General features: G+C 68.6%; 18 protein-coding genes. 11 read left to right on the top strand and 7 right to left on the bottom strand.

The genetic code is table 11. The annotated features are described in order from the left end of the window. Nucleotides 1-140: 140 nt before the first annotated feature. The 5 genes from ACQP1O_RS31090 (at nt 141) to ACQP1O_RS31070 (ending at nt 9633) form a co-directional block, all read left to right on the top strand. Nucleotides 141-1466, top strand: a complete 1326-nt coding sequence (locus ACQP1O_RS31090) for a DNA polymerase IV (protein WP_433561959.1) — start codon at nt 141-143, stop codon at nt 1464-1466. A 253-nt stretch (nt 1467-1719) separates the two neighbouring features. After that, nucleotides 1720-2220: a hypothetical protein gene (locus tag ACQP1O_RS31085; RefSeq protein ID WP_433561958.1), complete on the top strand. Its 501-nt coding sequence runs from the start codon at nt 1720-1722 to the stop codon at nt 2218-2220. A gap of 184 nt (nt 2221-2404) precedes the next feature. Beyond that, the gene (locus ACQP1O_RS31080) at nt 2405-2719 is read left to right on the top strand and encodes a WXG100 family type VII secretion target (protein WP_433561957.1); all 315 of its coding nucleotides are present in this window, start codon (nt 2405-2407) and stop codon (nt 2717-2719) included. Nucleotides 2720-2730: 11 nt separating this feature from the next. Beyond that, a complete protein-coding gene (locus ACQP1O_RS31075) occupies nt 2731-5976 on the top strand; it encodes a hypothetical protein (protein ID WP_433561956.1) in 3246 nt (1081 codons plus the stop codon). A gap of 357 nt (nt 5977-6333) precedes the next feature. Then, complete coding sequence (locus ACQP1O_RS31070; protein ID WP_433561955.1) at nt 6334-9633, top strand: arabinosyltransferase domain-containing protein; 3300 nt, start codon at nt 6334-6336, stop codon at nt 9631-9633. Between the two features lie 117 nt (nt 9634-9750). On the opposite strand, the gene ACQP1O_RS31065 is transcribed toward ACQP1O_RS31070, so the two are convergent. The 3 genes from ACQP1O_RS31065 to ACQP1O_RS31055 form a co-directional block, all read right to left on the bottom strand. Then, entirely contained in the window at nt 9751-10212 is a 462-nt protein-coding gene (locus tag ACQP1O_RS31065) for a VOC family protein (RefSeq protein ID WP_433561954.1), read from the bottom strand. A 121-nt stretch (nt 10213-10333) separates the two neighbouring features. Continuing rightward, nucleotides 10334-11047 (bottom strand): hypothetical protein, encoded by a 714-nt coding sequence (locus tag ACQP1O_RS31060; RefSeq protein WP_433561953.1) that lies wholly within the window; start codon nt 11045-11047, stop codon nt 10334-10336. After that, nucleotides 11035-12042, bottom strand: coding sequence for a hypothetical protein (locus tag ACQP1O_RS31055; protein ID WP_433561952.1), 1008 nt, complete (start codon nt 12040-12042; stop codon nt 11035-11037). Before ACQP1O_RS31055 ends, ACQP1O_RS31060 begins: the two co-directional genes overlap by 13 nt. 122 nt (nt 12043-12164) lie before the next feature. On the opposite strand from ACQP1O_RS31055, the gene lspA reads away from it, so the two are divergent. The 4 genes from lspA (at nt 12165) to ACQP1O_RS31035 (ending at nt 15253) form a co-directional block, all read left to right on the top strand. Continuing rightward, on the top strand, nt 12165-12782 hold the full coding sequence (gene lspA, locus ACQP1O_RS31050; protein ID WP_433561951.1) for a signal peptidase II: 618 nt from the start codon (nt 12165-12167) through the stop codon (nt 12780-12782). After that, nucleotides 12779-13705, top strand: a complete 927-nt coding sequence (locus ACQP1O_RS31045; protein WP_379388878.1) for an RluA family pseudouridine synthase — start codon at nt 12779-12781, stop codon at nt 13703-13705. Before lspA ends, ACQP1O_RS31045 begins: the two co-directional genes overlap by 4 nt. A 13-nt stretch (nt 13706-13718) precedes the next feature. Further along, on the top strand, nt 13719-14381 hold the full coding sequence (locus ACQP1O_RS31040; protein WP_433561950.1) for a hypothetical protein: 663 nt from the start codon (nt 13719-13721) through the stop codon (nt 14379-14381). 188 nt (nt 14382-14569) lie between these two features. Further along, entirely contained in the window at nt 14570-15253 is a 684-nt protein-coding gene (locus tag ACQP1O_RS31035) for a GAP family protein (protein ID WP_433561949.1), read from the top strand. Here ACQP1O_RS31035 and ACQP1O_RS31030 read toward each other — a convergent pair. Beyond that, nucleotides 15250-16038 carry an inositol monophosphatase family protein gene (locus ACQP1O_RS31030; protein WP_433561948.1) on the bottom strand — a complete coding sequence of 263 codons (789 nt, stop codon included), beginning with the start codon at nt 16036-16038 and terminating at the stop codon, nt 15250-15252. The genes ACQP1O_RS31035 and ACQP1O_RS31030 overlap by 4 nt on opposite strands. 109 nt (nt 16039-16147) lie before the next feature. On the opposite strand from ACQP1O_RS31030, the gene ACQP1O_RS31025 reads away from it, so the two are divergent. Beyond that, entirely contained in the window at nt 16148-17599 is a 1452-nt protein-coding gene (locus tag ACQP1O_RS31025) for a DUF222 domain-containing protein (RefSeq protein ID WP_433561947.1), read from the top strand. A gap of 1005 nt (nt 17600-18604) precedes the next feature. Here ACQP1O_RS31025 and ACQP1O_RS31020 read toward each other — a convergent pair. After that, on the bottom strand, nt 18605-19126 hold the full coding sequence (locus ACQP1O_RS31020; RefSeq protein WP_433561946.1) for a pyridoxamine 5'-phosphate oxidase family protein: 522 nt from the start codon (nt 19124-19126) through the stop codon (nt 18605-18607). Nucleotides 19127-19195: 69 nt separating this feature from the next. Continuing rightward, nucleotides 19196-19981, bottom strand: a complete 786-nt coding sequence (locus ACQP1O_RS31015) for an acyl-[acyl-carrier-protein] thioesterase (protein ID WP_433561945.1) — start codon at nt 19979-19981, stop codon at nt 19196-19198. Nucleotides 19982-20184: 203 nt separating this feature from the next. Between ACQP1O_RS31015 and ACQP1O_RS31010 the strand changes: the two genes are divergently transcribed. Then, a complete protein-coding gene (locus ACQP1O_RS31010; protein ID WP_433561944.1) occupies nt 20185-21096 on the top strand; it encodes an ADP-ribosylglycohydrolase family protein in 912 nt (303 codons plus the stop codon). 5 nt (nt 21097-21101) lie between these two features. On the opposite strand, the gene ACQP1O_RS31005 is transcribed toward ACQP1O_RS31010, so the two are convergent. Further along, entirely contained in the window at nt 21102-21929 is an 828-nt protein-coding gene (locus ACQP1O_RS31005; RefSeq protein ID WP_433561943.1) for a PhzF family phenazine biosynthesis protein, read from the bottom strand. Nucleotides 21930-22237: the final 308 nt, after the last annotated feature.

Below are 22237 nucleotides of genomic sequence, written 5' to 3'. Positions count from 1 at the left end.
GGGACATCATGCCTGGTGGAGTCGGTTGTGCAGGGCCGGAGGGCAGGGGCGGCGGGCCGGCCGGGGCGGGGGCGGACACACAGCAAATCGACAGTCGGTCCCGAGGTACGGGACAGCGGCGGTGGGTGCTGCATATAGATATGGACGCGTTCTTCGCCTCGGTCGAGCAACTGACCCGCCCGACCCTGCGCGGGCGGCCGGTGCTCGTGGGCGGCATGGGTGGGCGCGGCGTGGTGGCGGGCGCCAGCTACGAGGCGCGGGTGTTCGGGGCGCGCTCGGCCATGCCCATGCATCAGGCGCGGCGGCTGGTCGGCGGGGCGGCGGTGGTGATCCCGCCGCGCGGGGCGGTGTACGGCGAACTCAGCGGGCAGGTCTTCGACACCCTGCGGACCCGGATCCCGGTGCTGGAGACGCTGTCGTTCGACGAGGCGTTCGGGGAACCCGCGGAACTGGCCGGGGCCACCCCGGCGCGGGTGCTCGAATTCTGCGAGGAGCTGCGGACGGCGGTGCGGGAGCGCACCGGGCTGGTGGCCTCGGTCGGGGCGGGCAGCGGCAAGCAGCTCGCCAAGATCGCCTCCGGGCTGGCCAAACCCGATGGGGTGCGGGTGATTCCGGCCGCCGAGCAGGACGGTTTCCTGTCGGCGCTGCCGGTGCGCAAACTATGGGGGATCGGGCCGGTGGCCGAAAGCCGGTTGCGCTCACTGGGAATCGAGACCGTGGGGGCGCTGGCGGCGCTGCCGGAGTCGGAGGCGTCCTCGATTCTCGGCGGCAGCATCGGGGTGGCGCTGCACCGGCTGGCCCGCGGCATCGACGACCGGCCGGTGGCCGAGCGCGCGGAGGCCAAGCAGATCAGCGCCGAAACCACCTATGAGACCGACATTCTCACCCTTCCCCAGCTGCGCCCGGCCATCGACGCCATGGCCGCCTCCGCCCATCGGCGGCTCACCACGGACGGCCGCGCGGCGCGCACCGTCGTGCTCAAGCTCAAGAAGACCGACATGAGCATCGTGACCCGCTCCTCCACGCTGCCCTACGCCACCGGGGATCTCGCCACCCTCACCGCCGCCGCGCAGCGGTCCGCCCTGGACCCGGCCGAGATCGGGCCGATTCGCCTGGTGGGAGTGGGTTTCGCCGGACTCTCGGAGATCCGGCAGGAATCGCTGTTCCCGGAGTTGGATCAGACAGTCGACACCGATGGCGCGGTCTCCGAGGAACCCGCCTTCGCGGTGCCCGAGGGCCCGGATCCGGTGGTGCCGCCCGCGACTCGCTCCTTCGCCGTCGGAACCTGGTATCCGGGACTCGATGTCGAACACCCCGAATTCGGGCACGGCTGGGTGCAGGGCGCGGGCCACGGTGTCGTGACCATCAGGTTCGAAACCCGTTCCACGGGGCCGGGTCCTGCCCGCACGTTCCCCGCCGAGGACCCCGACCTCACCCGTGCCGACCCACTGGGCAGCCTGCGCTGAGCCGGTTCCGGCGCCTTCCGGAGGTACGGGGGCCGGCCCGTCTTCCTTACTTTTCGGGGGTATCGGGGCTTGTCCGACCGTTAAGGCCCGAATGCGTGAATTATGAGGATTCAGCCTGAAAATGCCGCGCCGTCCGGCGCGAAGGCGGCTTCTGAGACGCCGCGTTGGTAGTGTCGCGTGTCGTGCAGCGCCGCCGGTCGGGTGTAGCTGGCACGTTGTCGAACGGACCTACTCGAACGCAAAGGACGAGCAGTTGAAGCTTCAGAAGACTGGACGCATCGCGGTCGCCGCACTGGCTGTCGTGACCGTACTCGGGCTGTCGGCGTGTGGTAGCGGTGACAAGAAGGAGAGCAAGCCCGCCAAGGTCACCACCTCCAAGACCACCGCGGCGCAGACGAACTACCCGCCGGCCCCGACCGCGGCGGACCTGAACACCGCACTGCAGAAGGCTCTGGACCCGAGCATCCCCGACTCGGAGAAGCTCGACATGATGCAGGGCGTCACCGCCGACCCGAGCCTGCCCAACCGGCTGGCGGAGGCCTACAAGCAGAACAACGCCACCATCACCGTCACCAACGTGACCGATCTCGGCAACGGCACCATCACCGCCGACGCCCAGATCGCGATCAATGGCGGCGCGCCGCAGCAGGCCGTGGTGCCCTTCGTGGCCGAGGACGGCAAGTGGAAGGTCCAGAAGGAGTGGATCTGCAACGCGCTCTCCCTGGCCAACCAGACCTCCCCGGCCTGCAGCTAGTCCCGCGTGACCGGTCCGGCATCGAACGGCGGATGCCGGACCGGGTTTTGCCTGTCCCACACGGAGTTTCGTCAAGAAGACCGCGAAACCTGTCAGGGCGGCGTTAATTCGGGGTCGCCTGCCTGTTGCGCGGCCCGCACCCGTTGCCATCGTTGATCTTCCGTCCATCGGCGAAAGGGCAACAGTGGCAACGAAAGTCGGCGTTAGTCCTGGTCAGTTGCGTGGTGCCGCAGGGCAGATGCAGGACCTCGAAAACCGCGTCAACGGCATTCTCGCCACCCTGGAACAGGCGCTGTCCGCCAAGGGCGCGGTCTGGGGCGACGACAGCTATGGCAGCACCTTCGCCGACGGCGGACAGGGGTACACCGCGGCCCACGCCAATCTGCGGGACGGACTCCGCAATATGGCGACGACCCTGGGGTCGTACGCGTCCGGGCAGAACGAGGCCGCGGACACGCTCGAGCGGATGGACCACGGCAACGCTAACCACTACCGGTAGACCGGCCGCCATTGTCCATCGATATTCCGGGCGAACTGCAGTGGCTGGGCTGGGTCGCCGGTTCGGCCTGGCCGCAGGGCGACGAAGACGCGATGTGGGACATCGCCTCCGACTGGAGCGCCGCCGCGCGCCAATTGCGTGACCTGATGCCCGAACTGGAGGCCGCCAAGAAGGCCACCATCGCGGCCTACCCGTGGGGCGACGGTCTCGAGGCCATGGTCACGGCCCTGAACAACCTCGATTCGGGCCCGCAATCCTTCCAGGCGCTGGCCGACATCCTCGATCAGGTTTCCGAGGCGGCCGACGGCCTCGGCACCGAGATCGAGTACACGAAGATCATGATCCTCACCTCTCTCGGCATGCTCGCCGTGGAGATCGCACTGGCGTGGTGCTTCCCGCCCACCGCGCCCGCGGAGGAGGCCGCGGCCACGCTGGTCACGCGAGTCGCCGTGCGGATCCTGGGGGAACGCGCGGTTTCCGCCATCGCCAGCTACGCGGCGAAACTGGGCGTCGCCGCGCTGGCCCGCTTCCTCGCGAAACATGTCGTCGTCAGTACCGTTCTGGGCGCTGGTCAGGACGTCGCCATCCAGGGCCTTCAGATCGCCGAGGGCCACCGTAGGGGCATGGACTGGGAACGGGTCGGCATGACCGCCTTCACGGCGGCCGCCGCGGGCGCGGTCGGCGGACCCGCCGGTGAGATCTTCGGCAGGGCCGCCACTCGACTTCCGTTCGCGGGCAATCCCTTCGGCAATGCGGTTCGCGGCGCTCTCGTCGGCACGGGCGCGGGCATCGCCGGAGCCTTCGCCTCGTGGGGCGTGGGCGGCCTCCCCACCCTCATCACCGAGGGCACCACGGACGGCTGGACCTGGGACCCCCGGCTGCTCACCAGCGCCACCTCCTACGGCGTCCTGACCGGCGGGACCAAAGGCTTCCGCCTGCCCACCTGTGGCGGCGTCCACCCGGGTTCCTTCGAGGCACCCTCCGGTGCGCGCATGAACATGCCTACCAGGGGTGACGGCAGCGCCCCGGCCCCCCATCCGGAAACGGCGACGACCTCCCACCCGACGGCCACGCCCGATCCGTCGGCCGCGCGCGCGGGGACCCCGCACCCCCGATCCACGGCCACGGGCCTGTCCACCGGCGACCCCGGCCCGCAAACCCACACGTCCTCAACCAGTTCCACCACGGAATCGCCCCGACCCCTCACCAATCTGTTCGGCGATCCCGGCACACGCACGGCTCCGGACCCGGGTACGCGCGGAACGAACTCGTCTGCCACCGAGCCGGGTTCGGGCGGCCGAACCCCGCCCGCCTCGGAGTCCGGCTCTCGCGGGACAACGCCCAGCAGCGAGCCAGGCCCGCGCACCGGCTCTTCACCTGCGGCCGAGTCCAATTCGCGTCCTGGCGGTTCGACTGCGCCCGAGCCCAACTCGCGTGCCGGAAACCCCTCGGGCGGCGATACGACCGGGCGCGGCGCGAATCCCGCGACCAGCGAACCTGGTTCGCGCGCGGGTTCTCCCTCGACGACCGGGCCCGGAACCCGGGCGGGCACCGATCCCGCCAACCCGTCGCGCCCGGCAACCGGCGGGCCTGTCGCCGAGTCGCGTACGGGTGCGCCGGCCCGCGGCGACGGCTCCGCACCGGTTCCGACCCGGTCCGAACCGGTGGCCGTGCACGAGTCCGGGACCGAGCCGAAGGCCGGGTCCGCAACGGAAACACGGCCCGAGTCCGGCGGCACGGGTGGGCCGGCGGCGGCTCCTCACGAGCCGAGTGGGAATCCGGAGTCGGGATCTCGGACTCCGGCCGAGACCGCACTGGATTCGGTTCGCGCACTGCTGCGTTCGCTGGGCATCGATCCGGAAGAAATGAGCCCGGAGCATATGGGCCGGGCCGGTATGGACGCGGTCATGCGCCGCACGGCAGAGCTGTCGGATGCGCAGGCCCGCCTAGACGAGGCGAACCTGAGCCCGGACAAGTACTTCGAGGAACGCGAAGGCATCCACCAGCGCCTGCGCGATCTGGGAGACATCCGCAGGCAACTACGCGCCGACCTCGACGACTACCGTCGAGCCGGCCAGGCCGAAAACCCTGCCACCCCAGCCCGTCCCGCTCCGGATCCCCGCTCGGCCACCGAGCCACGGCAGACCCCCGCGCCGGAAGCCTGGCCCAAGCCCACGCCCGAGACCGGGACCAGGCCCGCGCCCGAAGCCGAGCCGGGACAGAATCCCGCATCCGAGTTGGCACTGGAATCGCTTCGGGAGCAGGTGCGTTCGCTCGGCGTAGACCCCCACGGGTTGAGCCCGGAGCAGCTCCGGCGGGCCGGGCTGGAGGCCGTTGTGCGTCGGCTGTCGGAGTTGGATGGTGATTACGGGCAGCTCATTGACGACTTCGGGCAGTTCACCGAGAAATTCGGAGGTGAGGTCGGCGACGGCCCAAGTGCGGCCGCCGCCGCGCTGGATAGGGGTCAGGATCCGCGCTTGGCGTGGCGTCTGCCTGCTGAAGGCGACGGTTCAGCCCCACCGCCGAGCAATCCTGCGCGGGGACAAGATCCGAGACTGACATGGAGGTTGCCCGAGGAGGGTGAGGGTTCGACGTCGGAGCCGCAGCGGCCGAGGACGGTTGAGGACCCCAGGTTGACTTGGCGCTTACCTGTGGAAGGTGAGGGTTCGACGCCGGAGTCGGGCACTCGTGCCTCGGGGCAGGATCCGCGGTTGGCGTGGCGGCTGCCTCCAGGACGTGAGGATCCGACGGTTGAGCTGCGGCGGCCGCCTCACGATGACGATGTGCCGGATACGACGTCGATGATTCCTTACACGCCGCGGTACTTCTCGATCCCGCCGATTCCGGAGTACACCGCGCCCGCGCCTCCGCCCGAGAGCGTGTGGGAACCAGAGCAACCGCCGAGGCCGGCCCCGCCGCCGCACCCCGTGCCCGAGCCGAGGCCCGTGCATCCCCACCCGCCGAACCCGGTCCCGTCGCACCCGCCACACAGGCCGGGACACGGGCACAGTCACGGGGAGGGGCAAGGGCATGGCCACGGACCTGGAAATGGCAATAGGCCGGGAAACAGCGGTCATGGACATCACCCCGGGCATGGGCAAGGACACGGAGACGATCCTGGCCAAGGCAATGGCCCTGGTGATGGTGGCCCAGGGCACGGGCATCGGCGAGGGCCGGGGCCAGGGGGTTGGCCGGAGGGGAGTCAAGGGTCGGGCCATGGTCATGGTCAACAGGCCCGGGAGCCGAGGACAAGATGACGATCATGCCCGTGGGCCTGGGCCCTGGGTATCGGACCGTGCCTCGGCTCTGGGCGCGGTCTGTGCCTAGGGCGCGGACCAGTCCTGGGCTCCGGCCCTCGAACAGGCTTCCGCTCTCCTCGGGTGGCAGGCAGGGCTTGGCGAGGATCCGGGGGTAGCCGGGTAGGAGGCCGTGCTGGGCCTGACGACGGGGTGGTCGCGCGGTCTGGATCGGGCCAGGAAATGTGAGGTGGCACACAGTAAATGGTGCGGAAGCATGGATATTCGACCGGGTGGGGCGGTGTACCGGGGGTTTGGGGGGTTGATCGTGGAGAGGGGGGAGCGGGGGAAGATGAGTTCCGCTTAGGATCGGCGGTCGTGACCGACGTGTTGGAGAAGGCGGGGCAGGATGCCGCCGGGAGTGCTGGTGCTGAACCCGAGAGAAGGATTCGAGGGGGCTGGGCGCGGCCGACCGCTCTGATCGCCGGTGTGATCGCGGTGCTGGCGGCGCTGGCGGTGCCGTTCCTGCCGGTCCGGGTGGACCACACGACTTTGACTTGGCCGCAGGGGAATTCAGCGCAGAGCATCGAGGCTCCGCTGGTGACCTACGCGCCGTTGAACTTCGACGCCACCATTCCCTGTTCGGCTGTGACGCAGCTGGGTTCGAAGGGCGGCACGCTCGCCGCCACCGCACCCAATGGTGCGCCGGACCTCGAGAAGTACGGCTTCGTGGCCCGCGTCACGGCGGCGTCCACCACCGATGGTGTGACCGCGCCGGGCAAACTGGAAGCGATCCTGCATCACAAGACGCTGGTGAGCGTGCCCGTCGACGAACTCGGCGCGGGTTGCGCGCTCACCGTCCACTCGGATTTCGCCTCCACCACCGCGACCCTGAGCGGATCCACCACCGCTCCGGTCACCCTGAACGGTGACTACCGGCCGCAGCTGGTCGGCATCTTCAGCGACCTGACCGTCTCCGACGGCGCCAAGGTCAGCGCGCAGGTGGACAGCCGCTTCACCTCGACGCCGAGCACGATCAAGCGGATCGCCATCTGGACCGCCATCCTCGGCACCCTCGTCGCCCTGTTCGCGCTGTTCCGCCTGGACCGCCTCGACGGCCGTCGCGCGCGCCGCTTCCTGCCGCAGCATTGGTGGACCTTCAAGCCCGTCGACGCCGTGGTGCTGGTCACCCTGATCCTCTGGCATTTCATCGGCGCGACCACCTCCGACGACGGCTACCAGTACGGCATGGGCCGGGCCTCGATCCACGCCGGGTACATGGCCAACTACTTCGGCTACTTCGGTGTCCCCGAAACCCCGGTCGGTACTCCGTATTACGACCTCATCGGCCACATGGCGCAGGTCAGCCCGGCCAGCGTGTGGATGCGCCTGCCCGCCCTGCTGGCGGGCATCGTGATCTGGCTGGTGCTCAGCCGCGAGGTGATTCCCCGCCTGGGCGCGCGGATCCGCCGCGACCGTGTGGCGGTGTGGACCGGCGCGCTGGGTTTCCTCGCCGTCTGGCTGCCGTACAACAACGGCCTGCGCCCGGAACCGCTGGTGGCGCTGGGTGTCCTGCTCACCTGGGTCTCGGTGGAGCGTGCCATCGCGACGGGCCGGCTGCTGCCCTACGGCGTGGCCATCATGATCGGCGCGTTCACCTGTACCGTCGGCCCGTCCGGCATCATCTGTTTCGCGCCGCTGCTGGCCGGTATCCGGCCGGTATGGCGGATCCTCGACAAGCGCGCGACCGTGCTCGGCAAGCCGACAGCCCCCGGCGCGAACGCCTTCGCCATCCTGAAGGTCCGCTCCGGCGCGTACCCGACCCTGGCCGCTCCGCTGGCGGCGGCCGGTGCGGTGGTGCTGGCGATCATGTTCTGCGATCAGCCGCTGTCGTCGATGTTCGAGATGAGCCGGGTGCACACCGCGGTCGGCCCGGATGTGCACTGGGACGGCGAATACATTCGCTACCAATACCTTTTCATGCCCACCATCGATGGTTCGCTGGCACGGCGCTTCGGCATGTTCGCGTTCTGGATCGGCCTGCTGGTTTGCGCGTTCGTGTTGCTGCGCAAGGGCGGCCGGATCCCGTTCACCGCGCCGGGCCCGGTGCGCCGGGTGCTCGGCACCGGTGTGGGCGTCATCGCGCTGATGATGTTCACCCCCACCAAGTGGACCCACCACAACGGCATCTACGCCGGATTGGCCGGAGTCATCGCGGTTTTGACCGCGGTCGCGGTCGGCCCGCGGGTGATGCGCTCCCCGCGTAACCGCGCGTTGTTCGCCGCGGTGATCGCGTTCGCGCTCGCGGTCGCGTTCTCCAGCATCAACGGCTGGTGGTACGTCTCGAACTGGAATGTGCCCTGGCACGACAAGCCGGTGGTGCTGGCCGGGATCGAGGTCGACAAGATCTTCCTGGCGCTCACGGTGGCGCTGCTCGCCCTGGCCGGTTGGTTCCATGTGCGCGCGCCGGAACAGCCGGGCCCGCACCGGATCTCGAAGCTGGGCTGGCGCTTCGTGGCGATTCCGCCGCTGACCGTGGCGGCCGCGTTCATGGTGCTGTTCGAGGTGGGCTCGCTCGCCAAGGGCGCGGTCGCGCAGTACCCCGCCTACTCGCTGGCGCGCTCGAATGTGGATGCGGTGCTGGGCAAGCCGTGCGGCATGGCCCGCGACGTGCTGGTCGAGACGGACCCGAACCAGGGCATGCTGAAGCCGCTCAACGGCGATGCGCTCGGCACCTTCACCGCGGACGCGGTCGGCTTCTCGCCCAAGGGCGTGTCCACCGACCTGCGCCCCGACGACGATGTCGACACCGGCGGTAGCGTCGCCAGCGCGGTCAGCAACCGCAGCAACGGCACGGTCGACGGAACGACCACCGCGCCACTGCCTTTCGGCCTGGACGCGAACACCCCGGTGCTGGGCAGCTACGGCAGCGCCGATGCGGTCTCGACCATGACGACGGGCTGGTACGCGCTGCCCGGTCAGCAGGACCGGTCCGGCATCATCGCCCTCACCGCGGCCGGACGCATCCGTTCGGCCGACAAGGACGGTGTCGTGACCCCCGGCCAGCAGGTCGAGATCGAGTACGGGGTGCCGGGCGCCGACGGTGCGGTCGAACCCCTGGGCCGGGTCATGCCCATCGACATCGGCCCCGCGCCGACCTGGCGCAATCTGCGAGTGCCGCTGAGCGATGTTCCGGTGCAGGCCACCGCGATTCGCGTGGTGGCCGAGGACCGTGACAGTGATCCCAAGCAGTGGGTGGCACTCACCCCGCCACGCGTCCCGCAGACGGTGACGCTGGAGGACTACGTCGGCCGGGACAAGCCGGTACTGCTGGATTGGGAAGTGGGCCTGCAGTTCCCGTGCCAGCGGCCGTTCGATCACCTCGACGGGATCGCCGAGGTGCCCGACTACCGCATCATGCCCGACCGCGGCGGCGCGGCCATGACCACGCTGTGGCAGAGCCATGACGGCGGCGGCGCCCTGGGCTGGAGCTCGATGCTGCTGCGCCCGGTCACCCTGGCGACCTACCTGGACCATGACCCGCGCATGGATTGGGGTGAGCTGCAGCGGCTCGAGCGGATCGACGGTTCCGCGCAGACCGCCAGGCCAGTGGTGACCACGGACCTGCACAACGGTTTCTGGAACCCCGGCCCGATCAACGTGACCGGCTGGCAGTAGCCACCGTGACCGAGTGGCAACAGCCGCCCGGCCCGCGACCGAGATCCGCACCCGTTTCCTCGTCGAAACGGGTGCGGAGGCGTTTTCAGACCGTGCTACCGGACCGTGTGCCGGGCCTCAGCCCTGCATGTCGGCCATACGCTTGGCCATCTCCTCCGGTTCGACATCCTCGACATGCCGGGCGAGGGTCCAGCGGTGACCCCACGGATCCTCGATGCCCGAGGTGCGGTCACCGTAGAACTGGTCGGCGGGCGGCTGTAGCTCCTGCGCCCCGCCCGACAGAGCCGCGGCGTGGGCGGCGTCGACATCGTCGACATAGACGTACAGATTGACCGGCGTGCCGCCGACCGCCTTGGGATCCAGGAACCCCATGGACGGCGCCGGGTCGCTGAGCATGATCACCGAAGAGCCGAACTGCATTTCGCAGTGTGCGACCGTGCCGTCGGGCCCGGGCATGCGGAAACGCTCGTCGGCGCCGAAAACACGTTTGTAGAAGTCGATCGCCTGCGCGGCGCCATTGCAGGCGAGCGAGGGGCAGACGGTCGGGTAGCCCTCGGGAATGGGTTTGACATCGGACATCGAAAACCTCCGTTCGAGGTTGTTGCCGGACGCGTCGAGCCTATGCCCCGGTGCCGACAAGAATTACTCGAATTTCCGAATGATCACCCGAATTGCCGCATATGCGGGGAAAGTTCCGTGACTACGGACCCGCAGCCCCCTGCAGCTTGCGCACCTGCGCTGCGGTCATGGCGCTGAGCTGCTGCGGATCGGGTTCCTTCGCATCCGAGTAGGCGATCTGCACCACCGTCGAACCGACCAGCGTAATGCTCACATCGGTGTACAGCGTGAGCCCGTCGCTGGTGGTGCGCACCTGGAATGCGGTCGAGCCGTCACCGGCCTGCGGCTGATTCAAACCGCCCAGCCGGAATTCAACTTTCGTATTGTCGGCATCCCTACCGGAATACTTGGTGCAGCCCGGCAGGATGGACTGGACGGTGGAAAAAGCCTGCGCCGCTCCGCCATTCGCATACGACGCGGCATCGATATCCACACTGGCGAAATTCGGCCCACCGAACTGGGCCGCGGCCTGCGCCGCCGACCCCGGAGCCTGAACGGCCATGGCCGCCAGCACATTCGCGCACGGCGCCGGATCGGTCTTGGCACCCGCCCCGCCGGAACTCCCGGGCGGCGGATCGTCGAGCGCGGTGAATCCCGCGGGCATCACCGACACGTCCAGCAGCTCCGAACGCAGCGTGAACTGGTCCAGAACCGGTGCGCCCCCGGGTGTTCCGGACGGTTGCACGGCCGGCCCCAGACCCGGCAGCGCGGGCGCGGAATCCTTGTGGCTGCCGCAGGCGGTGGCGGCCAAGGCCAGGACCCCCGCCAGCAGCGCGAGCCGCGTCAGGCGCCCCACTGCACCTCCGTGCGCAGGGTCTGCCGCAGCGTCACCGAGCTGCGCGGGTCGCGGTAGGTCTGGTTGCCGCCCACCTCGACCGAACCGGAAACCGGTAGCGGCAGACCGAGATCCACCGCGATGGTGCCGGTGCCGTGCATGAGGTAGTCGACGATCTCCAGCTGGCCCGCCTCGTTGGGCAGATGCCACACAGTGGACTTCGGCGTCTGCACCACATTGAGGTCGATGGTGAGCTGGTTGCCGTTCCGGGAGGTGAGGGTGCAGGTGGTCACCTGCTCCAGCGGCACGCTGCCGGAAACCTGTTGCCGCACCGTCCACACCGCACCCACGCCGACAGCGTCGGGCGGGAACGCGATGGACTGGTACACGGCCTGATAGAACGCCTGCTCCAGCGCGGCCCGCGCGGCGTCCGAGGTGTCGGGCTTCGGAGCCAGCTTGAGCGCGGTGATCGCCCCCAGTTCACTGACGTCGAAGCCGACGTGGGAACCGTCCGCGGGCAGCAGCGCCTTGGCCAGGGTCGGGTCGGGGGAGGTGACATTGCCGACGGTCAATTCCACCCCGTCGGCGCCGGACTGCGCGGTGAGCGGAATGGTCATCGCAGGCGGGGAGATGTCGCGCAGCGCCTGCTGATTGATCTGCTGCTCGATGTGATGTTCGGTACTCAGCGTGACCTGCTGGGTGGTGTCCGCCTCGAGGGTGCGGCGCAGCGGCGAGCGGGGTTCGGCGCCCGGCTCGACGACGGTGGCGGTCACGGCCTCGATGGGCATGGTGACCTCTTTGTTGATGCCCACCGGTTCGGTGCCGTCGGCCTCGGCCGTGGTCTCCGTACGATCGCTGCAGCCGACGCCGAAGGCGGTCAGGGTCACCGCGAGAACCAGGAGCAGGACCCCCGAGCGCGCGGTGCGCGTGCCCGCGCCTCGCCGCGGCGGGCGTGGGGTGCGGGAACAGAGTGCGGTGGCTTTCGCCGAGCTGGGGGAGGAAGACAACACCGTCACGTCGAACAGGTTACGACGCGTTCCTGAAAAACAGCTGGGATCCTGTGGGGCCGTGGTTTCGGGGTGTGCCGTGGTTTCGGGGTGTTCAGAGGCGCCCGACATCAATAAGGAATGATGTCAGGGTGAGTACCGATCGGCCGCGCGAATCCGGCGCAGAGGAACCAGACACATCGCCCGGGGAGATCAGCCCCGTGGCCGATGCCGGGACTTCCCCCGCGCAGCCGTTGCGTCTGCCTGTGCTCCTGCTCATCGCGGTGGTGCTGCTGGGTCTGGATCTGCTGACCAAGACCATCGTGGTCGCGACCATGACGCCCGGTAAGCCGATCTATCTCATCGGCGACAGCGTGCGCCTGACCCTGGTCCGCAATCCGGGCGCCGCGTTCTCCATGGCCACCGGCATGACCTGGCTGCTTACCCTGGTCGCCGCGGCCGTGGTGATCGGTGTCATCCGCATCGGCCGGACCCTGCGCTCGCTGCCGTGGGCCATCGGCCTGGGCATGGTGCTCGGCGGCGCGCTCGGCAATCTCATCGATCGTCTGTTCCGTGCGCCCGGCCCGCTGCAGGGTCATGTGGTGGATTTCGTGGCGGTCGGCTGGTGGCCGGTGTTCAATGTGGCCGATTCGTCGATCGTGTGCGGGGCCATTCTGCTGGTGGCGCTGACGGTGTTCGGGTTCGAACCCGACGGCACCCGCATGCATCGGCAGCAGGCGGCGTCGAGCGCGGAGGGGAAGGCAGCATGAGGGAGACCCGCAGCATGCCGGTGCCCGACGGGCTGGACGGTATGAGAGTCGATGCCGGGCTGTCACGCCTGCTCGGGCTGTCGCGCACCGCGGTGGCCTCGATGGCCGAGGACGGCGGGGTCCAGCTGGACGGCATCGCGGCCGGCAAGTCGGACCGGCTGACCGCCGGGGCCTGGCTGGAGGTCGAATTCCCGGAGCCCAAGCGGGAACTCACGGTGGAGGCGACCCCGGTGGAGGGGATGAAGATCCTCTACGCCGATGACGACATCGTGGCCGTCGACAAACCCGTCGGGGTGGCGGCGCACACGGGTGTCGGCTGGACCGGCCCCACGGTGGTGGGCGGCCTGGCGGCCATGGGCTACCGCATCTCGACCTCGGGCGCCCATGAGCGGCAGGGCATCGTGCACCGGCTCGATGTCGGCACCTCGGGTGTGATGGTGGTCGCACAGTCCGAGCACGCTTACACCCAGCTCAAGCGGGCGTTCAAGTACCGGACCGTGGAGAAGCGGTATCACGCGCTGGTGCAGGGGCATCCGGATCCGAGCAGCGGCACCATCGACGCGCCCATCGGCCGCGCGCGCGGCAACGACTGGAAGTTCGCGGTCACCGCGGACGGCCGCCCGTCGATCACCCACTACGACACCGTCGAGGCCTTCCAGTCGGCGAGCTTGCTCGACATTCACCTGGAAACCGGTCGCACCCACCAGATTCGCGTGCACTTCTCGGCGGTGCGCCATCCCTGCTGCGGCGACCTCACCTACGGCGCGGACCCACGTCTGGCCGAGCGGCTGGGGCTGGAACGGCAGTGGCTGCACGCCCGCCAGCTGGGCTTCAACCATCCCGCCGACGGCCGCTGGATCGAGATCACCAGCGAGTACCCCGCCGATCTGGAACACGCCCTCGACGTCCTGCGCGCGCACTGATCCGGGGTCTCGAGTGGATGCGCTGACGCCGCGCCGCACCGGGATCGCTGCGGCCGCAGTGCTTTTCGCGATCCTGATCGTGGTGCTGGGGTGGGCGATCCCGCCCCGGTCGGCGATCATCTCCACCGACCGGCTGGGGCCCGAGAGCGGTGAGCCGGTGATCCACTACCTGGACCGGGCTCAGAAGTCGTTGCAGGGCACCGACTCCGACGGGCACTGGGCGTTGCTGTCGTTCACCGAGGGCGTCACCGCCGATCGCATCCCGGAATTCGGTGGCGGCCTGCGGATCTCGGAGATCGACTATCACGTGGCCGTCGACCGGGTGGCGACGCCGATCATTTCCATCGGTGTCCCCGCGGGCGATGCCGTGGCCGTGGCGTCGGTGAAATCCGCTGCCGCCCAGATGGAGTCGACGCCCACCTACGACGACCGCTCCATCCGGGTGAAGAACCTCGTGGTGAGCCGATTGGGCGCCGACTGCCCGTGCGTCGTCGCCATCGTCTTGTACGGCACCCTGGCGCAACTCCGCACCCTTGCCGCGCACCCGGGAGTTCGCGCCGTGGAGGCACTCCCCGCCGACGCATCCGCCGCCGTCTTCGCGGTATCCCCGCTCCTGCCCGAACAACTCGAATCCGCCAGCCCGCCCCTCGACGACGGGCCGGTCCCCGACAACTGACCTCCGTCACACCCGGTCCTCGACGACCGGCCCAGGCCGAGGAGCTCCGCTTCGATCTTCCCGAGGCGGGCCGAAGGGGGCATCGGACGGCGGCATGATCGGCGCGCGGCGAGCTGTGGCAGGGGCGGTGACTTGCCGCCGCTCGTGACGGGGTGCCAGGGAATGGGTCCCGTATGTTCGGTGGGGTCATGGTGATCTTTCTGCTGGCGCTCGCGGGCTTCGCCTTCCTGGACTCGCTCGATGTGCTGCTGGTCGGCGTCACGACCGCGGTGGTCTATGACAGTCGGTTGAGCCGTCGCTCGCCGCTGCCCGGTGCGCTGAGCTTCCTCGCCGGAGTGTTCGCCGTCACAACCGCATTCGGTATCACGTTCGTGCTCGGCCTTCGCTTCCTCACCGACCTGGTCAGTTTCGACATCACCCCGACGGTTCGCTACTGGGCCGAGTTGGGTGTCGGCCTGGTGCTGCTGGTGCTCGGCAGCCTGCGCATGTCCAAGGAGGGTGGGGCGGCGGTGCCCGCGTGGGCGTTGGAGGCGCGGCGCAGGCCCGTGCTGCTGGGTTTCGTGGGCGTCGCCATCGGACTGGGGCAGGCGCCCACCGCGGTTCCGTACCTGGCGGCACTGGCCATGATCTCGGCGCGGGATCCGCATCCGCCGATGTGGCCGCTGATCATCATCGGATACTGCCTGATCGCGCTTCTGCCGCCGCTGCTGGTTCTGGTCACCTCGACCCTCGGATCGGCCCGGGCCCGGCGCTTCTATCGCGGATTGGTCCGCGGGCTGAAACGCTTCGGCCCCCGGTCGGTTCGCATCCTGCTGCTACTGGCCGGTGCGGCGCTGGTCGCCGACGCTCTCGTGCACCATGCCTCGCTCTAGCGGGTCGCAGTGATGATGTCGAGCAACCGGCCGTGGGTGAGGGAGTCGGCGGCGGCCACCAGTCCGTGCGGGGGAGTGCGAAGGGGTTGCCCGGTAAGACCGGTGACAGTGCAACCGGCTGCCCGGCACACGGCGATGCCGGCTGTGAAATGGACGTCGTCGCGGAGATCGCGGTCCACGATGTAGGCGGCGCGACGGCCGGCCGCCACCCAGACCAGGGCCAGTGAGGTGGACAGAACGCGGGGATAGAAGGCGGCAGTGAAGGATTCGTCGGCCATGAGGCGGCCGGAGGAGAACCAGTCCGTGTAGGGCGACGGGTTGTCGGCGTCGATCTCGACCAGGCGGCTCACGGATCGAGGGAGCAGCGGGTGATCGTTGCCGTCGCGGCGGACGACGGCGGTGGTCCCGTCGGTCCAGAAAATCTCCCCGGAGAAGGGATCCGCCACCGCGGCCGCCGTAACGGTATCCCCGGCGCGGAGCGCGATGTTCACCGCGACAAGCGGTGTTCCCGCAGCGAAATTCCGTGTGCCGCAGAGCGGATCGATCAACCAGGTGCGGTCCGAGCGGTCCCCGGTGGTGCCGGACTCCTCGGCGAGAAACCGATCGCCGGGACGAGCGGCGCGGAGGATATCGAGAATGGTCCGCTCGGCAGCAAGATCAGCCTGGGTAGCGAAGTCATCATCCTCCTTGTCGTAGCGGGTGACCGGGCCACGGAATTGATCCCGGATCACTCCGGACGCAGCTTCCGAGGCTCGAATGGCAAGGGCGACATCGGATTCCTCCATTCCTCATACCCTACGGGGCTGGAATCCGAAATGAGTTGATGTCTGAAAACTGTTGTATCACAATGGAATTCGACTAAACCCGTGATGGTAGAAGCGGTAGAATTAGTGCATGGATTCGAAGGGGGAAACACTCGACACGTGCGGTATCGCCGAATTGGCGGCCGCCGTCGAAACCCTGTCGAATTCCGTCCTGCACGGCAACCTGAACCGGTTCTCCGACGCTGATGTCGTGGAATTGATGCAGCGCCTGGAAACCTGCAAACGACAACTGTCGGCGCTGGATTCACGCCTGATCATCGAAGCCTGCCACCGTTCGCTGTCCGAAGGCAGTGGGGCCAAGGATGTGGTGCCGTTCCTGCGGCAGACGTTGGGATTGTCGAGGTACGACGCGTCGGTGCGGGTGAAGATCACCCGCCAGTGCGGAGAATTCTTCGAACCCACCGGACACCTGCACCCGGCCACCTTGGCCGAGACCGCTGAAGCCTATGAGGCAGGCGATATCTCGCGTGATCACGTCCGCAACATCATCGACGTCATGAACCACCTGCCCACCGACATCCCCACAGAGACGCGCGCCGAGGCCGAGGATATCCTGGTCGGCCACTCCCGTATCGGGTGGCCCGACGATCTGCCGAGGATCGGCCGTGACATCCTCGCTCGTGTCGACCCGGACGGGAAGGTTGTCTCCGACGCCGACCGTCGTCGTCGCCGCGGCTTGATCCTGGGTCGTCCCGGGGTGGACGGGATGTCGTGGATCGAGGGCTGGATCACTCCTGAGTTGCGGGCGTTGTTGGATGCGGTGTTCGCCAAGCTCGCACGCCCGGGCATGTGCAACATCGACGATGCCGACAGTGTTGCCGCCACGGTCAAGATCGTCGATTCCAAGGTGCTCGAGGCCGCCGCCCGTCGTGACCGTCGCGATGCAGGGCAGCGCGCCCACGACGCACTGTTCGCGCTCCTGCAGCCTGGCGTCGACCCCGCCAAGCTCGGCTCCCACCGGGGTCTGCCGGTGCAGGCGATTTTGACCATGTCCGTCGCGGACCTCGAGCGTGGGGCCGGGGTCGCGACCACCGCCTCCGGCGGGCACGTGAGCATCAACGAGGCGTTGAAGATGGCCGAGGGCACTCGCCCGGTGTTGGCGGTCCTCGACGCGAACGGGTTGCCGCTGTACCTGGGTCGCTGCGAGCGCCTGGCCACTCCCGCGCAGCGGTTGGCGTTGATCGCCCGCGACAAGGGCTGCACCCGACCCGGATGCGACGCACCCGCGAGTATGTGCGCGGTGCACCACATCACCGACTGGGCCACAGGCGGACCCACCGATCTGATCAACCTGACCTTGGCGTGCGATCACTGCCACGCGCTGGTCAACGATAGTGCCGAGGGGTGGAGAACCGTTGTTATGGGCAAGGATTCCCCGTATCGGGGGCGGACGGGTTGGATTGCTCCGAAACGTCTTGACCCGACCGGCATTCCTCGGGTGAACGATCGACATCACGTGGGGCAGTGGGTCGCCGCTGCGATCGATTTCAGTTGCCGGAGGTGGGGTTCACGGGCGGCGTGATTCCCGGACCGTTCGTGTGCTGCTGGTGTGCGCAGGGACGGGGAGGTGTGGTTGCGTCGCCTGCCCTGCCGGACTTGGGCTGACGCCGAGTTCGGGAGCCGTCTCCCGCCGATCCCGGCCCACGGACTGCACGCATCACCTTCTACAGACAACCCCACCGCAAAGCTCCCCGCTGATCCCCGAACCACCCACGCCCACAGCGATATTCCTGCCACCGTCGCGCTCGGTACGGCCATCGCCCCGACAGCCACCATTTGGACCGCAATTACCGCGGCGACCGTGACCGCCCGCAACCACCTCCGGCCCCCGCCGGCTCACTTGTTATCCCCGAATCCCGTACGCCCGCACCGACATTCCCGCCAGTGTGACTGTGACCTGCATGTGCCATGGGCATCTCGGCCACCGACGCGATCGTGACCGCCGCAACCATCCCCGGGCCACCGCTAGCTCACTGGGTATCTCGGATCCCGGGACGCGCGAACCGGCATTCCCGGCACTGTCAGCGCGACCTGCACGTGCCACCGCCAGGCGGTGACCCGATCGAAGGGGGCAGCACGGACCATCTCCAACTCTCGCCTCGACTCGGGGCTCGCCCATCCTCACCACACTGCCGCCTGCCGGAAGGTCGATCCCCGGCTTCACTACGGATCCGCATTGTCCCCAACGGACGCAGCCATCATGTGTAGACCCCAGCCCCGTGATCTGAGGGAATACCTCCTGCAGTAACCCCACATGCGGCTTCAAAGGTGAGGGGGCCGGTAGGCGAAGGCGCGGACGTGAGCCCGGCCCCCTCCCTTCTCCAGGCGCTTTTGTCTTTTGGCTCTTTGCCTTTCGGGCTTGCGGGTCCGGCGGGGCGGTCACGTCCGGAAGAACCGGACGCAACTGCAGAGCGTTGAGCCGTCAGAATTCAATGTTGGCCTGGCGGTCGGGACCGGCGGTCTGGGTGAAGGGGTGGGACTATGCGATGGGTCGAATCGTGAGATCGCCCTGACGGGTTGATGGTGGTCAGTGGGCGAAGTGCCAGCGGGTGGCTCCGTGAGGGTCGGTCAGGGCCACGCCTACTGCGGTGTGGATGGTGAGGCGGTAGAGGTGCCAGGGGGCGGGTCCGGCGCTCTGGGCGCTGTAGGGCGCGGTGATCGCGTCGCCGGATCGTTCTGCGGGCCAACCGCCGGCGCGGTAGACGGCGGTGACGCGATCGAGTTCGGCGGGGTCGATGATTCGGTGCGCTTCACCGGACAGTACGAGGTCGACGTCCGGGAATCGGATGGACAGTGTGCAGAACGGGTTGGTGGCCAGGTTGCGTGACTTCTTGCTGGCGGGCCCGCTGGTGAAGTAGATGTGGCCGTCGGCTTCGATGCCGCCGATCCCTGCTGAGCTCGGTTTGCCGGATGGGCTGACGGTGCCGAGGAATTGGGGGGTCTCGGGCAGCCCGATCCACGTGTCGATCGCCTTCTGGACGCGGTCCCAGGGCAGCTCGGCCTTGCCGTAGATGTTCAGGTCCTCTGCCGATACCGGATCTGCGAGCATCGTTCCTCCTCGGTGGGCTGATACGAGTCGAGACGGGCCGAGACCGTCGGAATCATCGGCTCGGGGCGATCAGGATGCGACGGGGCGGAGCTGTGCGATGGCCCGGGTGCCGTGGTCGACGGAGAACCAGAGGGTGAGGGCGTCGGGGGTGCGGGCGGTATGGATGTCCAAGGTCTCGCCGTAGCGGATGGGCTTGTTGTATTCGAGGATGAATCGGTGTGGTCTATGGACGAGATCTGTTGCGTCGGCGGTGAATTCGTGGACCGCGTGCCAGTAGGCCGTGTTGGTGATGTGCTGGAAGTGGTCGGTGTCGGTGCGGCGCAGGGGGAAAGGGGTGGCGGGCGTGGGCGGCTGGGGTTCGTCGAGCCATTGCCGCCAGCGCAGCCGGTGCTCGTCGGTGGTGGTGCTCATGAGCTCGAAGAATTCGTCGGCCACCCGGGAGGGGCTCATCGTCTCCTTGTTCATGTGGATCCAGAAGCCTTCGGTTTCGATCAGGCCGCCGGTGTCGGAGTCGATGCGGACCCGCATGGCGCACCAGCGCGGGGAGATGCCCGAGCACCAGCGGCGGATGCGCAGCTGGGTGGGCCAGGTGATGGGGCGCAGTACGTCGATGACGGTGCGGCGCACGATCCAGTGCGGATGCGAATCGAGGGCGCCGATGTGCGCGAGGTGGTCGACGCCGGCGTCCTGCAGGTGGCGGGCGGTGCCGTCGATGCGCAGGTACTGGTGCTCGTCCATGTCGACGGTGCCGAGCCGGCGGGTGACGTCGAAGATGTGCCCGGAGTCCGGGACGGGGACGAGCGGCGTGGCCGACGGGTGTGCTGCGGTCAGGGTGAGATCGGCAACCTGGTTCATGATCGGCAGACCTCCGGTTCTTCCATCCGAGTAACGGAGCGGGAGTGCACGGAACAACTGCGGCGGCGACGCTGCACGGGAGTGTCTCCGAGCGTAGTGCAGAACTCGTAAAGACGGCGGCTGTGCGGTTCGGTGTGCCCGTGCGGTGGGTAACGTCGTGATGGATCGATGTGGACGCATCGGAGCGGAAGAGGCGAGCGCAGATGGAATTGACGCCGGAGCAGGCCGACCGGGCCGCTGGGGTACTGCTGGGGACCGCGGCCGGAGACGCGCTGGGGGCGGGCTACGAGTTCACCATGCCGGGTCCGGACGCCGAGATCCGGATGCGGGGCGGCGGGGCGTTCGGGTGGGCGCCGGGTGAGTGGACCGATGACACCGCCATGGCGGTCGCGGTGGCGAGGGCTGCCGCGCGGGTGGGGGACATCTGCAGCCCGGAGGGGCTGGACGCGGTCGCGGCCGAATTCGTGGCGTGGTGGGACTCGGGACCCAAGGACATCGGCAACCAGACCCGTGAGGTGCTGGAGTGGCGTGATCGGACCGGGCGCGCCATGCAGATGCGCGCCCACGATCTGACCGGCCTGACGGCGGGCAATGGTTCGCTCATGCGTACCGCCCCGGTCGCGCTCGCCTATCTCGACGATGCCGAGAAGTGCGGCAAGGCAGCCAAACTCGTCAGTTCACTGACCCACTACGACATGCAGGCCATGCAGGCGTGCAAGCTCTGGACCCTGGCCATCCGCCACGCCATCCTGTTCGGCACCTATGACGGTCTGCGTGAGGCGCTGTCCCAGGTGGATACGGGTTTCTGGGAACCGTTGCTGGACAAGGCCGAAACCGGCAGCCCCGTCGACTTCCCCAAGAACGGCTGGGTGGTTCACGCCCTGCAGACCGCGTGGTGGGCCATCACCCATGCCGAAACCCTGCCCACCGCACTGGAACTCGCGGTGCGGGCGGGCGGGGACACCGACACCACGGCGGCCATCGCGGGCGGCCTGCTCGGCGCTCGCTGGGGCGCCTCGGCAGTCCCCGCCGAATGGCTGGAGCTGCTGCACGGCTACCCGGGCTACCGCACCACGGACCTGAACGCTCTCACCCGGCAGGTCACCGAGCGCTGAATTGCTCAGTCCGGCAGGCGGACCACGCCGTCGAGGTAGCGGCGGCAGCGGCCGGTGAGCCGGACCCGGTCGCCGGTGAGGTCGCAGCGCAGGGCCCCGCCGCGCCTGGACAGCTGGCGGGCGGTGAGGCTGGTGCGCCCGAGTTCGCGACTCCACAGCGGGGTGAGCTGGGCGTGCGCCGACCCGGTGACCGGGTCCTCGGGAATGCCCTGGCCGGGCGCGAAGACCCGGGACACGAAGTCGACCTCGTCGCCGGTCGCGGTGAGGATGGCGGCGCGGTTCAACTCGGGAAAGGCCGAGAAGTTCGGACGGGATTCGCGCACTTCGTGTTCGGCGGTGACTACCAGCACCACATCGGTTCCCTCGAACGCGCGCAGCGGTCGCACCCCGAGCGCCTGCGCCAGCTGATGCGGAAGTTCGTCGTGCACATCGATTTCCACCGACGACACGGATGGCAGATCGAGCACCAGATCGTCCCGGTCCCGATCCACCCGCAACCACCCGCTGCGCGTATAGAAGTGGACCCGATCCGCTCCCGGATGCATGTCGTCCAGGATCTGCGCGGCCGCGGCCATCGTGGCGTGCCCGCACAGGTTCACCTCCACAGTCGGCGTGAACCACCGCAGATGGAAGGCGGGCGAGTTGTCCGGCGGCGCACCCGCTTCCGCCGGTAGCGCCGAGGTGTAGAAGGCCGTCTCGGCGAGATTGTTCTCCTCGGCCAGCCGCTGCAGCAGTTCGTCCGGCAGCCAGGACGGCAGCGGCATGACCGCGGCGGGATTGCCCGAGAACGGCGCGTCGGCGAATGCGTCGAGCTGATGCAGCAAGACCTCCATGGGGCTCAAGGTACCTGCGAATTCAACTACTGCCCAGGACGGCACCACCCACGGCGAGCCAAATCATGCGACCAATTCAACCGTCACCGCAGGCCCGGGCCGTGCGGCTCGCCGCAATCCGGAACCGCCCCAACGTTTTCCGGGCGGCGTGGCGGACGTCGACTCGCAGGATGGGGTGCCGTGGCTATCGTCGCTCCGACGGAGGGCAGGGGTCACAAACCGGGTGCATACCGTCGGATGCGGGCTGCTGGCCGAGAACGACCTCGCGCTGAACATGATTCGAGCCGGGGTCGCGGCACGGCCCCGGC

Source organism: Nocardia sp. CA-151230, assembly GCF_050942175.1.
GTDB lineage: Bacteria > Actinomycetota > Actinomycetes > Mycobacteriales > Mycobacteriaceae > Nocardia.
Note: the sequence above shows the minus strand (reverse complement) of the source record. Positions and strands in the feature narration are given on the sequence as shown.

Excerpts from the sequence above, each read along its gene's own strand:
- ACQP1O_RS31005 (WP_433561943.1), bottom strand. The coding sequence starts at position 21,929 with ATGGAGGTCTTGCTGCATCAGCTCGACGCATTCGCCGACGCGCCGTTC.
- ACQP1O_RS31090 (WP_433561959.1), top strand. The coding sequence starts at position 141 with ATGGACGCGTTCTTCGCCTCGGTCGAGCAACTGACCCGCCCGACCCTG.
- ACQP1O_RS31025 (WP_433561947.1), top strand. The coding sequence starts at position 16,148 with ATGGATTCGAAGGGGGAAACACTCGACACGTGCGGTATCGCCGAATTG.
- ACQP1O_RS31030 (WP_433561948.1), bottom strand. The coding sequence starts at position 16,038 with ATGGAGGAATCCGATGTCGCCCTTGCCATTCGAGCCTCGGAAGCTGCG.
- ACQP1O_RS31020 (WP_433561946.1), bottom strand. The coding sequence starts at position 19,126 with ATGCTCGCAGATCCGGTATCGGCAGAGGACCTGAACATCTACGGCAAG.
- ACQP1O_RS31065 (WP_433561954.1), bottom strand. The coding sequence starts at position 10,212 with ATGTCCGATGTCAAACCCATTCCCGAGGGCTACCCGACCGTCTGCCCC.
- ACQP1O_RS31035 (WP_433561949.1), top strand. The coding sequence starts at position 14,570 with ATGGTGATCTTTCTGCTGGCGCTCGCGGGCTTCGCCTTCCTGGACTCG.
- ACQP1O_RS31015 (WP_433561945.1), bottom strand. The coding sequence starts at position 19,981 with ATGAACCAGGTTGCCGATCTCACCCTGACCGCAGCACACCCGTCGGCC.
- ACQP1O_RS31045 (WP_379388878.1), top strand. The coding sequence starts at position 12,779 with ATGAGGGAGACCCGCAGCATGCCGGTGCCCGACGGGCTGGACGGTATG.
- ACQP1O_RS31010 (WP_433561944.1), top strand. The coding sequence starts at position 20,185 with ATGGAATTGACGCCGGAGCAGGCCGACCGGGCCGCTGGGGTACTGCTG.